The organism is Halomonas sp. H2 (assembly GCF_050215315.1).
Classification (GTDB): domain Bacteria; phylum Pseudomonadota; class Gammaproteobacteria; order Pseudomonadales; family Halomonadaceae; genus Vreelandella.
In genome coordinates this window covers 1791554-1806131 of record NZ_CP189760.1, presented here as the reverse complement: position 1 = coordinate 1806131, position 14578 = coordinate 1791554, and the positions used below count along the sequence as shown (strand labels likewise).

The 14578-nt window shown below is 55.2% G+C and carries 13 protein-coding genes; 9 read left to right on the top strand and 4 right to left on the bottom strand.

The features are described 5' to 3' along the window. Positions 1-7: 7 nt before the first annotated feature. From ACQE2I_RS08310 to ACQE2I_RS08300, 3 genes are all read right to left on the bottom strand, one after another. On the bottom strand, positions 8-1135 hold the full coding sequence (locus ACQE2I_RS08310; RefSeq protein ID WP_427031138.1) for a DUF294 nucleotidyltransferase-like domain-containing protein: 1128 nt from the start codon (positions 1133-1135) through the stop codon (positions 8-10). 47 nt (positions 1136-1182) lie between these two features. Beyond that, positions 1183-1509 carry an HlyU family transcriptional regulator gene (locus ACQE2I_RS08305; RefSeq protein WP_427031137.1) on the bottom strand — a complete coding sequence of 109 codons (327 nt, stop codon included), beginning with the start codon at positions 1507-1509 and terminating at the stop codon, positions 1183-1185. Between the two features lie 90 nt (positions 1510-1599). After that, the gene (locus tag ACQE2I_RS08300) at positions 1600-2820 is read right to left on the bottom strand and encodes an argininosuccinate synthase (protein WP_427031135.1); all 1221 of its coding nucleotides are present in this window, start codon (positions 2818-2820) and stop codon (positions 1600-1602) included. Between the two features lie 212 nt (positions 2821-3032). Between ACQE2I_RS08300 and rnt the strand changes: the two genes are divergently transcribed. Together rnt and ACQE2I_RS08290 are read left to right on the top strand one after the other, a co-directional pair. Continuing rightward, positions 3033-3701, top strand: a complete 669-nt coding sequence (gene rnt, locus ACQE2I_RS08295; protein ID WP_427031134.1) for a ribonuclease T — start codon at positions 3033-3035, stop codon at positions 3699-3701. Positions 3702-3871: 170 nt separating this feature from the next. Then, complete coding sequence (locus ACQE2I_RS08290; RefSeq protein WP_427031133.1) at positions 3872-5131, top strand: 6-phosphofructokinase; 1260 nt, start codon at positions 3872-3874, stop codon at positions 5129-5131. A 69-nt stretch (positions 5132-5200) separates the two neighbouring features. Here the strand turns inward: ACQE2I_RS08290 and ACQE2I_RS08285 are convergent, their stop codons facing one another. After that, the gene (locus ACQE2I_RS08285) at positions 5201-6916 is read right to left on the bottom strand and encodes a protein kinase domain-containing protein (protein WP_427031132.1); all 1716 of its coding nucleotides are present in this window, start codon (positions 6914-6916) and stop codon (positions 5201-5203) included. A gap of 260 nt (positions 6917-7176) precedes the next feature. On the opposite strand from ACQE2I_RS08285, the gene ppa reads away from it, so the two are divergent. The 7 genes from ppa (at position 7177) to fis (ending at position 14542) form a co-directional block, all read left to right on the top strand. Beyond that, complete coding sequence (gene ppa / locus ACQE2I_RS08280) at positions 7177-7707, top strand: inorganic diphosphatase (protein ID WP_427031130.1); 531 nt, start codon at positions 7177-7179, stop codon at positions 7705-7707. Positions 7708-7918: 211 nt separating this feature from the next. Then, complete coding sequence (gene dsbD, locus ACQE2I_RS08275; RefSeq protein WP_427031128.1) at positions 7919-9778, top strand: protein-disulfide reductase DsbD; 1860 nt, start codon at positions 7919-7921, stop codon at positions 9776-9778. A 351-nt stretch (positions 9779-10129) separates the two neighbouring features. Next, positions 10130-10600 (top strand): acetyl-CoA carboxylase biotin carboxyl carrier protein, encoded by a 471-nt coding sequence (accB, locus tag ACQE2I_RS08270; RefSeq protein WP_427031126.1) that lies wholly within the window; start codon positions 10130-10132, stop codon positions 10598-10600. Between the two features lie 31 nt (positions 10601-10631). Continuing rightward, positions 10632-11972: an acetyl-CoA carboxylase biotin carboxylase subunit gene (gene accC / locus ACQE2I_RS08265; RefSeq protein WP_427031125.1), complete on the top strand. Its 1341-nt coding sequence runs from the start codon at positions 10632-10634 to the stop codon at positions 11970-11972. Between the two features lie 158 nt (positions 11973-12130). After that, entirely contained in the window at positions 12131-13045 is a 915-nt protein-coding gene (prmA, locus tag ACQE2I_RS08260; RefSeq protein ID WP_427031123.1) for a 50S ribosomal protein L11 methyltransferase, read from the top strand. A 112-nt stretch (positions 13046-13157) separates the two neighbouring features. Then, entirely contained in the window at positions 13158-14195 is a 1038-nt protein-coding gene (gene dusB, locus ACQE2I_RS08255; RefSeq protein ID WP_427031122.1) for a tRNA dihydrouridine synthase DusB, read from the top strand. Further along, complete coding sequence (gene fis / locus ACQE2I_RS08250) at positions 14192-14542, top strand: DNA-binding transcriptional regulator Fis (protein WP_427031120.1); 351 nt, start codon at positions 14192-14194, stop codon at positions 14540-14542. Before dusB ends, fis begins: the two co-directional genes overlap by 4 nt. Positions 14543-14578 lie beyond the last annotated feature (36 nt).

The window sequence follows — 14578 nt, the reverse complement described above, 5'->3', positions numbered from 1 at the left end:
TCAGCCGCTAGGCATTTTTTACGTGTTGTACAAACGCCCTAATCTGCTGCAGGTCAAACTTCAGCAGCAGCTGTTCATCTTTGCGCAGGCGCCGCACGTCAACCCAGCCGTCGGCGGTTTGACCACGGGCTTTATTGTAACGCTGCTGATCCAGCAAACGTTGCTGCAAGCGCTCAAAAGCCGCTAAAAGCAACTCCGATTGAGCAGCCGCCAGCACATTCGATAAGTGGCTAAGTGCGATCAACCGTTCCCGGGTGCCGATTTTGCGCAGCCGATGCCGCACGCAAAGTAAGCGCGCAGCGCTGATTAACGGCATCAAGCCTTGATGTTTAAGATTAATAGCGTGTTCGTGGGGCGCGTCCAAGCTTGGGCTTGAGGCGATACGCCCAAAGCGATCCAGTGCCACCGGCAGTTCGTCAAGTAACGCGGCCATCTCGCTCATAAAAAGCGCTGCCTTGGGCAGCGTGGCTGCAATGCTTTCGCCCAGCTGTTGGGCCAACGCTGGGTTACCCGCTACCGGGCAAAAATCGAGCAAAATATTGGTTTGCTGTACGCGCTTGACCCGACGATCCGCGCTCCAAATTTCTAACTGCGCGTGCCATTCACTTATCCGTTTGCGCCACATCGGCCAGCGTGCCATAACATGACCGCGGCAGAGCGGTATACCGGCCTCATCTAAGCGCTGAGTAAACCGCTCACCCAGTGCTTGAAAATAGCCGTCAATTTCGACATGGCGATGATCAGGGTAGTCATCAATAATCAGCGCATTATCTTGGTCGGGGCCGAGCAAACTTTCAAAGCGTGCCGCAGAACCTAACAGCAGTACGCAATAATCGACCGGCGGTTCGCCCCACCCTTGTGCCTGCATTTCGTCGAGCGATAGCGCGATGGCTTGGCGATAAAGCCAGGCATTGTGATCACTAATAATCTGGCTAATACGCCAGGCTGGCAGATCGTAGCGCGCAAGTGATTCGACCAGCGACAGTTGCCAGGTATAAGCATCAGGCAACGAGACGGGCGGCGAAGAGATTTTAGTGAACAGAGCGTTGAGCGGTGCGTTAAGTGCCTGAGCATTTAACATGCCGTCATCGTTTAGCAGAGAGCGCCAAGGTGAAGCTCGGTGGACGACACGCATACGCCTTTCCTTAAACCTTTGACTACAAATCTTTGACTACTTTGCTATTAGACGTCGCCAGCACTGCGTGAATCGGGCTCAAACATCGCTTCGCCGACTTCATCGATATAGCGCTGCGCCTTGGTCACCATCATGGCATCGCAGGCGTCGCGTCCGGGCAGCATATCGGAACGTTCAAAACGGTGTTCAAGCATTTCGCCGGAAGCATCGGGCTTACTGATCCAACCGCTTACACGAAATTGGCCACTCTGATCGTCCGGCTGCGAAACAATCGAATAGCCTTTATATTCAACTGGATCAGCCGCTTTAGTCTTAGCACCGGGCGCCGCTTGAGTATCGCTACCAAAAAGACCGGAAAGGATTTTTTTTAGCATAATGGCTCCTTTTTAAACACAGTGGCTCCTTTGCTTGTAGGGCGGCAATGGCTGGCTGCCGCCCTAGCAAGGTGTGCAGTGCTGTTTTAATTAGCTCTGCTTGCGCCCTTTGCCTGCGGCAATACGCAACCGCAGGGCGTTCAGCTTAATAAAGCCTTCGGCATCTTTCTGGTTGTATGCGCCCGCATCATCTTCAAAGGTAGCGATCGATTCATCAAATAGTGACTCATCAGATTTGCGGCCAACCACGGTCGCGGAACCTTTGTAGAGCTTCATGCGCACGACACCAGCGACGTTTTTCTGGGTTTCGTCAATCGCCGCCTGCAGCATGCGACGCTCTGGGCTCCACCAATAACCGTTGTAGACCACTTCAGCGTATTTCGGCATCAGTTGGTCTTTCAAGTGAGCCTCTTCGCGATCCAGCGTCAGCGACTCAATCGCACGGTGGGCGCGCAACATAATGGTGCCCCCTGGCGTTTCGTAACAACCACGAGACTTCATACCTACATAGCGGTTTTCGACAATATCCAACCGGCCGATACCGTTGTCGCCACCCAGCTTATTGAGTTTTTCGAGCACTTCGTGCGCTTTCAACGGCTCGCCGTCGATAGCGACGATATCGCCCATTTCATACGTCAGTTCAACATAAGTAGGCGTATCGGGTGCGGCCTCAGGAGACACGCTCCAGCGCCACATATCGTCTTCGGCTTCGGCCCAAGGATCTTCCAAGATGCCGCCCTCGTAAGAGATATGCAGCAGGTTGGCATCCATGGAGTACGGCGACTTCTTCTTTTTATTGGCAAAATCGACCGGAATGTTGTGCTCTTCGCAATAGGCCATCAGCTTTTCGCGAGACGTTAAGTCCCACTCGCGCCAAGGGGCGATGACTTTAACACCGGGCTTCAGTGCATAGCCGCCTAATTCAAAGCGTACCTGGTCGTTGCCTTTACCCGTGGCTCCGTGGGAAATAGCATCGGCGCCGGTTTCGTTGGCGATTTCGATCAAACGCTTGGCAATTAGCGGGCGAGCGATAGAAGTACCCAGCAGGTACTCGCCTTCGTAGATAGTGTTAGCGCGGAACATCGGATAGACGTAGTCACGCACGAACTCTTCGCGCAGGTCTTCGATGTAAATCTCTTTTACGCCGAGGGCTTGCGCCTTGGTGCGGGCCGGTTCAACTTCTTCGCCCTGACCGATGTCGGCAGTAAAAGTCACTACCTCGCAGTTGTAAGTTTCTTGCAACCACTTAACGATGACGGATGTGTCCAGGCCGCCTGAATACGCCAGCACAACCTTTTTGACATCGGACATTCTTTGCTCCTTTAAAAGATAAACCTTAGCGATTAAGTTTTGAGACAGGCGTTGAGTATAGCGTTCTCAATGCCCAGCGAATACCGTCAACGACGCCTGGGGGCGAAAGCTGCTAGAATCACCCCGTTCAAAGCGGCGGTCTGCCGCTTATCTTGACTGATTACTCGCTTCAAACTTTTTACCATTACTCGCTTTACACTGAGGAGAGCTGCATGAGCGAGGCAATTGCCCGCGAATTAATGGCCCAACGTTTTCGCAGCTACCTGCCGGTGGTCGTTGATTTAGAAACCGGGGGGTTTAATGCTCAAGGCGATGCCGTGCTTGAGATAGCCGCCGTCACGCTAACCATGGATCCAGAAGGCAACCTGCTGCCTGATGCCACCTATGCCCATCACATCGAGCCCTTTGACGGAGCGAACGTTGAGCAGTCAGCGCTCGACTTTACCGGCATTAATCTCGACGACCCTTTACGACGTCAGGTAGCGCTGAGTGAATCCGAAGCGCTCGGGGAAATTTTTCGGCCGATTCGTAAATCGATCAAAGCCCACGACTGCACCCGGGCTATTTTAGTTGGCCACAATGCAGCCTTTGATCAAGGCTTCCTCAACGCGGCGGTCAATCGCTGCGGCATTAAGCGTAACCCGTTTCACCCTTTTTCCAGCTTTGATACCGCCACCCTGGCAGGCTTAATTTATGGTCAAACGGTGCTCGCCCGCGCCTGCCGCGCGGCGGGTATCGAGTTTGATAACAAAGCCGCCCACTCCGCCCGCTATGACACCGAGCGTACCGCCGAGCTGTTTTGCGCCATGGTCAATCGCTATAAAGACTTGGGCGGCTGGCAGTTAGCCCAGCGCGAGCAGGAGATGGATGGGCCGGATTAGCATCTAACGCTGCTGCAGCCACTAATGCAGAGAGCAGAGCTTTACGCTAAGCTTTGCACTTTGCAACAAATCAAGCTTTACCGTCACCGCTAGGCGTAACGTTGTCTTCTCCTGGCGTTGACAGATCACTACTATTTACCCTTTCCGTATTCAAGAGATGAGACGTTTCCATGGCCCAGCATAATGCCTTTTACGCCCAATCCGGTGGCGTCACCGCCGTGATCAACGCCAGCGCCTGCGGCGTTATCGAAGCCTGCCGCCAAGCGCCCGAACAAATTGGCAAGGTTTACGCCGGCCATAACGGCATTATTGGTGCGTTAACGGAAGATCTTATCGATGTTACCCAAGAGAGCGACGAGGCAATTGCCGCCCTTCGCCACACACCAGGTGGGGCTTTTGGCTCCTGCCGCTACAAACTTAAAGATATAGATACCCACCGCGCCCAGTACGAGCGCTTGATTGAAGTCTTCAAAGCCCACGACATTCGTTACTTCTTCTATAACGGTGGCGGCGACAGCGCCGATACCTGCTTAAAGGTCTCTCAGCTTTCTGAGAAGCTGGGCTATCCGCTTACGGCTATCCACGTGCCAAAAACCGTTGATAACGACCTGCCGATTACTGATAACAGCCCGGGTTTTGGCAGCGTTGCCAAGTACATTGCCACCTCCACCCTGGAAGCCTCACTGGATATCGCTTCCATGTGCGCCACGTCTACCAAGGTGTTTGTGCTGGAAGTGATGGGCCGCCATGCGGGCTGGATTGCCGCTGCTGGTGGCTTAGCAGGCGAAGCGGAAGGCGAGCCGCCGCACATGATTATCTTCCCCGAGGTGCCGTTTAATCGTACGACAGCGATGGCACGAGTTGAGGAGTGCGTTAAAAACTATGGCTACTGCGTTATTGTGGTCTCAGAAGGCGCGCGTTACGAAGATGGCACTTTCTTGGCCGATGCCGGCAATACCGATGCGTTTGGTCACCGCCAGTTAGGCGGCGTGGCACCGACACTTGCGGGCATGATCAAGCAGGATTTGGGCTATAAGTACCACTGGGCTGTCGCCGACTATCTCCAACGTGCTGCGCGCCACTTGGCCTCTAAGACAGACGTCGAGCAGGCTTATGCGGTCGGCCGCGAAGCAGTAACCTTGGCGCTAGCGGGTAAAAACGCCATGATGCCCGCAATTCGGCGTATTTCTCAGGTGCCCTACCAGTGGGATGTGATTTCTGCTCCGCTGTCACAGGTAGCCAACCAAGAGAAGTTTATGCCCCGTGACTTTATCAGTGAGAACGGACTTGGTATTACCCAAGCGTGCCGCGACTACCTTTCCCCGTTAATCCAGGGCGAAGATTTCCCGCCGTTTGAAAACGGCCTGCCTAAAGTGGCTAAGCTAAAGCTCGCCAAAGCTGAGCGCAAACTGCCTATTTTCACGCTATAAACACTGGCAGTAGCCGCTATATAAAACGGGGCGATGAAATCATTCATCGCCCCGTTTTACTGCCTTTTGCTACCTCAACAGCCAGGAAAGCACCAGCAGTAGCAGCAATATCCCCGCTACACCCTGCCAAAAACGCCGCGGTTCCTGACGGCTCTCCTCTCGGTTTGACTGTCGCCCAAGTGGCACTCTTAGCGCATGCAAAAATTCTGACAGCCGCCTAAAGCGCAGCGCCCGCTGAGGATCCAGCGCGCGGCGCAGAGCATCATCCAACTCCGGTGAAACTTCCGGATTGGTGGTGCGCGCGCCTCGATAGGACAACTCTTCAAGGTCGGTATGACTGCGCAGCCGGTTAGGCGTCAGCATATACGGCAACGCTCCGGTTAAGAGCCAATACGTGGTGGAGGCTAACGAGTACTGATCGCTACGCCGCCCAATGCTGTCGCCCAAGGCATATTCGGGAGCGGTGTGCTCGTTAAAACCAACCTGACGAAGTAGCTCACCTGAATGGCGGTGGCCTTCGCCATCGCGCATATGGCAAGCGCTAAAATCGGTAAGCACCAGCTTGCCGTGCGGATCGATCAAAATATTATCGGGATTGATCTGCTGGTGAATAATGTCCCGGTGATGCAGCGCCTGTACCGCCTTGCCAAGCTGGTTAGCGATATCTAATCGCTGGGTCAGGCTCGCCTGAGGATGGCGCTCTGCCCACTCTCGCAGTGTCTCGCCTTCAATATGCTGCATCAGATAATAGAGGTAGCGCCGAGGTCGCGACGGCTCCATCACTTTAACCACAAAAGGCGAGTTAACGCGCTCCACCACCCACTGCTGGAGCAAAAAGTGCTCAAGATAGGCATTGCGTAAAGAAAGCTCCGGGCTGGGAGCTTTCATGACCATTTCCCGCTCACTGTGTACATCACGGACACGGTAAACCCGCGACTGCGCCGTCCGTGACAGCACGGCAAGCACTTCCAGACCATCTAAACGGCTACCGGGTGCCAGTTCAGGAGGGATTGGCAGGTCGCCATAAAGCTGCCCTGGGTGCTCGGTTATCTCGTCGGGTAATTCGTCGATACGTACCAGCTGGAAACAGAATTGGTCACCACCGTAGCCGCGATCCTGGGCGCGCTGCTTCGCTTCATCGGCTAGGCGCTCGCAGGCGGCATCCAGGTCACTGGCGTCCTGGCGAATCAAGCGCACGTAATCAGAAGGCAGCAGCGTGCCGCGCACGCCCTGGGTGGTGAACAGAAACAGATCGCCTTGTTTGAGCGCGAGGTGGGTGTAGTCGATGTCAACACTACCATCCATACCCAATGCCCGAGAAGGGTAGCGATAGCCGCCCAAATCGGTCACATGGTCGCGGCTTAACTGCTCAAACTCCGCGCCACGTAAACGAAACACCAGCGTGTCGCCGATATGAAACAGGTGGGCTTCGCGCCCCCGAAATACCATGGCCGACACAGAGGAGACAAAACTGCCCTCTTTAACGTGCTGGCTCTGGCTATAGCACCAGCTGTTCAACGCGCGCAGCACTCGGGTTGCCGATGTTTTGACATCCCAATGATCGGGGGTTGAAAAGTAGTCAGCCAGAAACCCACGTACACTTAGATCGCCAGCCTGCTTGGCCATCGTATTACGTGAAATGGAGTCGCTGATAACCGCACAGCCACCTTTGGCGCGCAGCAGCGGCGCCTCAGGGAAACGTACCGACATTGAGCTGCGGTGCAGACGTCGGCCGGGCGCGACAAACGCTTGACCATAACTAATGAGCAACTGGGCGTGCGACAAGTCATCCTCCTAGGCTGTCGACTTGATCAAAAGACATCGCTGTCAACTAAACACTGTCAATCAACACTGCCTATGATACACACAGCCAAGCAGAAGCGATGCCCACCAAACGTCGCTATTACTTTTGCGCTTTGTTGGCCCACCTTTACCTGCCCACCTATGTCGCATTGGTAATCGTGCGGTCATGTTCGTATAATTCTTCGCCATAAACGCCTCCGATACGATTGCCTAGCCAAAACAGTACTACCAAGGAATCAACGATGAACTTTGATAATATCCCTGCCGGAAAGGATCTACCCAACGACATTTACGTGGTGATCGAAATTCCAGCTAACCACGATCCGATCAAATACGAAATTGATAAGGACATGGGCGCGCTCCTCGTTGACCGCTTTATGGCCACGCCGATGTTCTACCCTGCCAACTACGGTTTTATCCCGCATACCTTGGCCGACGATGGCGATGCGCTTGACGCGTTAGTCGTCACTCCGCACCCGGTTCAAGCTGGCAGCATCGTTCGCGCACGTCCGGTCGGCATTTTGAATATGACTGACGAAGCCGGTGAAGATGCCAAGCTGATCTGCGTACCGCACGCCAAGCTGAGCTCGATCTATGATGACATTCAGGAAGTAACTGACCTGCCTGAGCTACTGCGCCAGCAGATCGCCCACTTCTTCGAGAACTACAAAGATCTCGAAAAAGGCAAATGGGTGAAAGTTGAGTCTTGGGAAAGCGCTGACGCTGCGCGCAAAGCGATTGAAAAATCCGTTATAGCCTACCAAAAAGCGTAAATTACTTTTAATCGCCCAGTTTTTACTGTGCGCTTAATCAGACCGCCCCACCGGGCGGTCTTTTTTATGGGTAACATTAACCCTCGATTAACGACCGCGTCACGTCACCGCAGCTTATACGCCAGCGCTTTCAGGTTGCGGTATGCTGTGCATGTTGCTTTTCTTGTCGCTCTTCTGGTTACTTGGCGATGCCATTGATTAAGGACGCACCGTGTTATTTTTTAAACGCCTGAGCCTACTTCCTATACTGGTTTTGTTTATCGTTTGGTTACCGCTGAGCGCCCACGCCCAGTGGTTCTCCTCTTCCAGTCATCAAGACGAATTTTTGCCTGTCACGCAGGCTTTCCAGCCGACGGCCTGGCACAATGGCAATACGCTCTATATTGGGATGGATATCGCCGACGAGTACTATCTTTATCGGCATCAGTTTGCCGTTTCCAGCCAGACTAAAAGCGTGTCGCTCGGCGAGCCAGAGATCCCCCCAGGCACCTTCACCAATGATGAGTTCATGGGCGATGTCTATGTGTTCAGGGATCAACTGGTTTTTGAAGTTGCTCTGGACGCGCCTTACTCAGGCCCTCTTAACATCACGCTAACATTTCAAGGCTGCGCCGACGCTGGTCTCTGCTACCCGCCGGAACAAATCAGCCTAGAAGCCAGTGAAACGCAACCACCCAGCCAATTTACTAACTGGCAAGCCGATAACGCCGCAGCTAACGCGGCGCCTGACGCTTCCGACCCAAGGGCTTTTTCTGCCCCCCAAAGCGAAGACAGCCGCTTTAGCGCGTTGATTAGCGATGCTAGTTTGCCGCTCGCGCTGGGGCTGTTTTTTATCGCCGGCCTAGGGCTAACCTTTACCCCCTGCGTGCTGCCGATGATCCCGATTCTCTCTTCAATAGTGGTCGGCCAGAACCCTACCCGCCCTCGCGCCTTTGCCCTCTCGTTCAGTTATGTTATGGGCATGGCGCTGACCTACGCGCTGGTGGGCGTGCTGATGGGGTTATTTGGTGCAGGGCTTAATCTTCAGGCGCGTTTACAGTCGGCCCCAGTGTTAATCACCTTTGCCGGGCTGTTCACGCTGTTTGCGCTGGCGATGTTTGGGGCATTTAACCTGAACCTGTCGCCTCGTTTAACCAATCGAATTGACGCCTGGCAGGCGCGTGCGCAGCGCAGTGGCCCAGCGGGCTTAGCCTTGGCAGGTGCCCTCTCGGTGCTTGTGGTGTCACCCTGCGTGACGGCACCTTTGGCTGGAGCGCTGGTGTTTATATCATCAACCGGCGATGCGGCAATGGGCGGCGCGGTACTATTTGCGCTTGGCCTCGGCATGGGCGTGCCGTTGCTTTTGGTCGGCACCTTTGGTGCCACGCTGCTGCCCCGCTCGGGCGCCTGGATGAACGGGGTAAAAATCGCCTTTGGTCTGCTGCTGCTGGGCGTCGCAATTTGGATGATTGAGCGTTTAGTGGCCGCACCCATTGCATTACTGCTATGGGCAGCGCTAGCGATCGGCACTGCACTGGCGTTGGGGGCGTTGAACTTCAACCAGCCCCAGGGCTGGCCCCGGGCACGCCAAACGCTGGGGCTTATGCTGCTAGCGTGGGGAATTGTGTTGGTAATCGGCGCTGCCCAAGGTAGCAGCAACCCGCTGCGCCCACTGGCTACCGCTTCTAACGGTACCGGAGAACCACAGGCGCAAGCACTCGATTTTATTGAAGTAGATAATTTAATCGCGCTTGAAGAGGCCGTTAACAATGCTGAAGGTGCCAACCAACCGGTGTTTGTCCACTTTACCGCCGACTGGTGTATTTCGTGCAAACTGCTGGAGCGTGATGTCTACCCAGACCCTCGCGTTTCTGCTGCGCTAAACGAGTACACCTTGATTGCTGCCGATGTCACCAATACCAATCTACAAAGCCGCGAGCTGCTTGACCAGTTTAGCCTCTTTGGCCCACCCAGCCTGCTGTTTTTTAGCCAAGGCAATGAAATTCGTGATGCGCGCATTCAGGGCGAAGTGACTGCCGAGCAGTTGCGTGAACACCTTGAGTCCGTGAGCCAGTGGCTGGCGAATAGCTAATGCCCACTTCCTGCTAACAGCGCTTTAAAGCGCTAAATCAGCCTTCTAGCGCAAACATCGTCAAACAGTTGTTTAACTTCGTACTATACCGATGATCTGGTTGGCAGCTTAGGTTGCCGCTGGACATCCTGGCACTTTTTCTGCAAACTCCGCTCCCACATTAGCCAGAAATCAGCTTGTTTAGCAGTGAGAACGGGGTAACGTTCGCTAACATGCAGCGTTCTCCTCATTTTCAAATTTGGTTTACTGCGCTTACCAAAGCGCCCCGCAGCTCAGCTTCCTTACCGGTTCGGCGGGCTTGCTCTGTGATTAATTTTCATAACCTTTTTATGCCATTGATGGGGCTATGCCATGGATATCCGCAAAGTTAAGAAATTGATTGAACTGCTCGAAGAATCCAATATTAGCGAGATTGAAATTCAGGAAGGCGAAGAGTCAGTGCGTATCAGCCGCCACCCTAATGGTGCCTCGTGGCAGCCACAGCCCATGCCGCAATACGCCCAGCCTGGCTACGCACCAGCCCCCGCAGCGAGCGCTCCGGCAGCAGCGCCTGCTGCTGAAGCAGAGCCTCAGGGCGTTAGCTACCGTGGTGAAGCGGTCAACTCGCCGATGGTCGGCACCTTCTACCGTAGCCCAGCGCCAGGCGCCAAGTCGTTTGTAGAAGTCGGCGATAGCGTCAAGCCGGGCGACACCATATGCATCATTGAAGCCATGAAAATGATGAACCAGATTGAAGCTGACCGCGACGGTGTGGTGGAAGCCATCCTGGTGGAAGATGGCGAGCCAGTGGAATTCGATCAACCCATGATCGTTATCGCTTAATCTTTCATTTTCAACACGGGTGGACTCTCCCATGCTGGACAAGGTACTTATCGCCAATCGCGGCGAGATTGCCCTTCGTATCCTACGGGCCTGTAAAGAATTGGGCATCAAAACCGTAGCGGTACACTCCAAAGCTGATCGTGAACTTATGCACGTTCGCTTGGCGGATGAAGCCGTGTGTATTGGCCCAGCTTCGTCAGCGCAGTCTTATTTAAATATTCCAGCCCTGATCAGCGCGGCTGAAGTCACTGACTCAACCGCTATTCATCCTGGTTACGGCTTTTTGTCTGAAAACGCCAACTTTGCCGAGCAGGTTGAACGTTCAGGTTTTACCTTTATTGGCCCCCGCGCCGAGACGATTCGCCTGATGGGCGACAAAGTCAGCGCTATCCAGTCAATGAAGGAAGCCGGCGTTCCTACGGTGCCCGGCTCAGACGGCCCCTTGGGTGACGACGAGGCGACTAATCTCGCTACCGCGCACCGCATTGGCTACCCGGTGATCATCAAAGCCGCCTCTGGCGGCGGCGGTCGCGGCATGCGCGTGGTGCACACTGAAGGCCATCTGCTGTCGGCAATCACGGTTACCCGCACTGAAGCCCACGCTGCCTTTGGCGATGGCACGGTTTACATGGAAAAATTCCTTGAAAAGCCGCGCCATGTAGAAGTTCAGGTGCTCGCCGATGGCCAAGGCAACGCAATTCATCTTTATGATCGTGACTGCTCGCTGCAGCGTCGCCACCAAAAAGTGCTGGAAGAAGCGCCAGCACCAGGCCTCGACCCTGAAGCCCGCGCCCAAGTGCTCGAAGCGTGTCGCCAAGCGTGTATCAAGATCAACTACCGCGGTGCCGGTACCTTTGAATTCTTGTACGAAGACGGCGAATACTTCTTCATCGAGATGAATACCCGCGTTCAAGTTGAGCACCCGGTCACTGAAATGGTCACCGGCGTGGATATTGTCAAAGAGCAGCTGCGCATTGCCTCGGGGCTACCGCTGTCGATTCGCCAGGAAGATGTGCAGCTCAATGGCCACGCCTTTGAATGCCGGATCAACGCTGAAGACTCGCGCACCTTTATGCCTTCACCCGGCAAGGTAACGCTGTTTCATTCCCCAGGTGGCCTGGGGGTACGTATGGACTCTCATCTTTACACCGGCTACACCGTGCCACCGCACTACGACTCTCTGATCGGCAAGTTGATCACCTGGGGCGCCGATCGTGAAATAGCCCTGACGCGGATGCGCAATGCTCTCGACGAGCTGTTGGTGGAAGGTATTAAAACCAATATCGACCTGCAAAAAGATCTGGTTCGCGACAGCTACTTCCGTCAAGGCGGGGTCAACATTCACTACCTGGAAAAGAAACTCGGCAGCTAATACAGCAGCCAAGCGCTTTCCAGTGCACTGTGTGATACCCAGCGGGGTGGCCATGTCCACCCCGTACCTGTCTTTACAGAATGCGTCTTTACAGAATGTGCCTTTACTATATGTGTCCTCATTATAGTTGTCTTTAAATCGCCTTGCGGAGAACCTCCATGCCCTGGCTGCAACTCAAAGCCCACGTCGCGCCTGAACAGGCAGAGCTTCTTGAAGAGCTACTGCTTGACGAAGGCGCGACGGCCATTGGTCTTCAAGACGCCCACGACGACCCGGTATTTGAGCCCGAGCGTGGCACCACACCGCTGTGGGAAGACACCATACTAACCGGCCTATATGACGACCTTGAAGGCGTCGAGAGCATGCTGGAGCGCATCGAAGCCGCTTGGTCTGAGCAGATGCCCGGCGAGCCCTGCCCGACCATCGAGTATGAGCTGCTAGCCGACCGGGATTGGGAGCGCGAGTGGATGGACGACTTCACCCCGCTACGCATGGGCCAACGCCTGTGGATTGTGCCCAGCTGGCACGAGCCACCCGAGGCCGACGCCGTTAACTTGATACTCGACCCTGGCCTTGCCTTTGGCACCGGTACGCACCCGACCACGGCACTGTGTTTGGAGTGGCTAGATGAGCTGGCGGTTGAGGGACATTTAGCACAGCAGACCGTACTGGATGTGGGCTGTGGTTCGGGCATTCTCGCCATTGCTGCGCTCAAACTGGGCGCCAGCCACGCGGACGCCACCGATATTGACCCCCAGGCACTACAGGCCAGCCGTGATAACGCCGAGCGTAACGCTATTGCTGAGCCGGCTTTGAGCCTCTACTACCCTGAGCAATTAGGCAATAACGGTGACTACCCTATCGTGACCGCCAATATCCTAGCGGGCCCGCTGGTTGAGCTGGCGCCAATGATTGCCGGACATGTGGCGCCCGGCGGTCGGCTTGCGCTTTCAGGCATCCTCGCCAATCAAGCCGATGATGTTTATCAGGCCTATGTAGCACAAGGCATCAGCATGGAAGAGCCGGTGATGCGTGAAGGCTGGGTGCGACTAAATGGCCAGCGCCCACGTTAAAGCGGCAATCAGCCTTCACCCTATCGTCGAGTAGGCGTATCATACCGCCCCTTGCAAGCGTCTACTCGCCGTCAGCTCACGCATACAGCCCAGCAAACACAAAGCCCGCGCCATGACCTCAACCACTACATTACCCACCATTGGGCCGTATGCGTTACCGAATAGGGTAATGCTTGCGCCAATGGCCGGCGTCACCGACCGCCCCTTTCGCCAGCTATGCCGACGGCTTGGGGCTGGCTGGGTGGTGGGCGAAATGGTCACGTCAGACCCAAGCTTATGGCATACTCGTAAATCGCAGCTGCGCATGGATCACCGCGGCGAGCCCGACCCGCGGGTGGTGCAAATCGCCGGGGGCGATGCTGAAATGCTCGCCCAGGCGGCGCGCTTAAATGCCGAGCTGGGCGCACAAATTATTGACATCAATATGGGCTGCCCGGCCAAAAAAGTATGCAACAAAGCAGCCGGATCGGCGCTACTTCGCGATGAAGCCCTGGTGGCCAAGATTCTTGAGGCGGTGGTGGCAGCGGTTGATATACCCGTGACGCTGAAAATTCGCACGGGCTGGTGCGCCGAATCAAATAATGCCCTGCGTATTGCACGGCTCGCCGAGTCAACCGGTATTCAATCGCTCGCTGTACATGGCCGTCATCGTCAACAGCGCTATACTGGACAAGCAGAGTACGACACAATTGCTGAGATCAAGTCTCACCTATCGATCCCAGTGATTGCCAACGGCGACATAACAAGTCCCGAAAAAGCCGCCGAGGTACTCGCTTATACCGACGCTGACGCAGTAATGGTTGGCCGTGGTGCCCAGGGCAACCCGTGGATCTTTCAACAGATCAGCCACTATCTCCAATATGGAGAGCGGATGGCGCTTCCCAGCCTTACGCAGCGCCATCAGGTGCTTCACGGGCACGTCGAAGCGTTGCATGAGTTTTATGGCACCACCATGGGAGTGCGTATTGCGCGCAAGCATGTCGGCTGGTACCTCAGCGATGACCAACGCTTTACGCCGCCTCAACAGCGCGCGCTTAAACAGCAGTTCAATGCGTTAGCGTCACCTGAGACACAATTTGATTGGATCAACGACGCGATGGCCCCCGGCGCCGCCACGCGTTTGCTAGCCAAAGGAAGCTATGCTGCATGACCGAACGCGATCTTCTCTCTAGTGACAGCTACTCCAGCGATGCCGTCTACGAGAGCAACGCTCATTTAGCGGGCACGCTCGCGAACCCTGCGACTAACGCACCGCCACAGCCGCTTCGTGAGGCCGTGGAAGCGGCTATGCGCCGCTACTTTGAGCACTTGGACGGCAGCCAGGCTAGCGATCTTTATGCCATGGTGATGGCTGAAGTAGAGGCGCCTTTACTCGCCAGTGTCTTGGAGCACACCGACGGCAACCAGACCCGAGCCGCTGATGTGCTGGGGCTGAACCGAGGCACTCTGCGCAAAAAACTCAAGCTATACGGACTTATCGAAGGTGACGCCCCATAAACCCAGGGGCGTTGTTGTTTTTAATTCTAGACTCTG

Excerpts from the sequence above, each read along its gene's own strand:
- ACQE2I_RS08310 (WP_427031138.1), bottom strand. The coding sequence starts at position 1,135 with ATGCGTGTCGTCCACCGAGCTTCACCTTGGCGCTCTCTGCTAAACGAT.
- ACQE2I_RS08305 (WP_427031137.1), bottom strand. The coding sequence starts at position 1,509 with ATGCTAAAAAAAATCCTTTCCGGTCTTTTTGGTAGCGATACTCAAGCG.
- ACQE2I_RS08300 (WP_427031135.1), bottom strand. The coding sequence starts at position 2,820 with ATGTCCGATGTCAAAAAGGTTGTGCTGGCGTATTCAGGCGGCCTGGAC.
- rnt (WP_427031134.1), top strand. The coding sequence starts at position 3,033 with ATGAGCGAGGCAATTGCCCGCGAATTAATGGCCCAACGTTTTCGCAGC.
- ACQE2I_RS08290 (WP_427031133.1), top strand. The coding sequence starts at position 3,872 with ATGGCCCAGCATAATGCCTTTTACGCCCAATCCGGTGGCGTCACCGCC.
- ppa (WP_427031130.1), top strand. The coding sequence starts at position 7,177 with ATGAACTTTGATAATATCCCTGCCGGAAAGGATCTACCCAACGACATT.
- accB (WP_427031126.1), top strand. The coding sequence starts at position 10,130 with ATGGATATCCGCAAAGTTAAGAAATTGATTGAACTGCTCGAAGAATCC.
- accC (WP_427031125.1), top strand. The coding sequence starts at position 10,632 with ATGCTGGACAAGGTACTTATCGCCAATCGCGGCGAGATTGCCCTTCGT.
- prmA (WP_427031123.1), top strand. The coding sequence starts at position 12,131 with ATGCCCTGGCTGCAACTCAAAGCCCACGTCGCGCCTGAACAGGCAGAG.
- dusB (WP_427031122.1), top strand. The coding sequence starts at position 13,158 with ATGACCTCAACCACTACATTACCCACCATTGGGCCGTATGCGTTACCG.
- fis (WP_427031120.1), top strand. The coding sequence starts at position 14,192 with ATGACCGAACGCGATCTTCTCTCTAGTGACAGCTACTCCAGCGATGCC.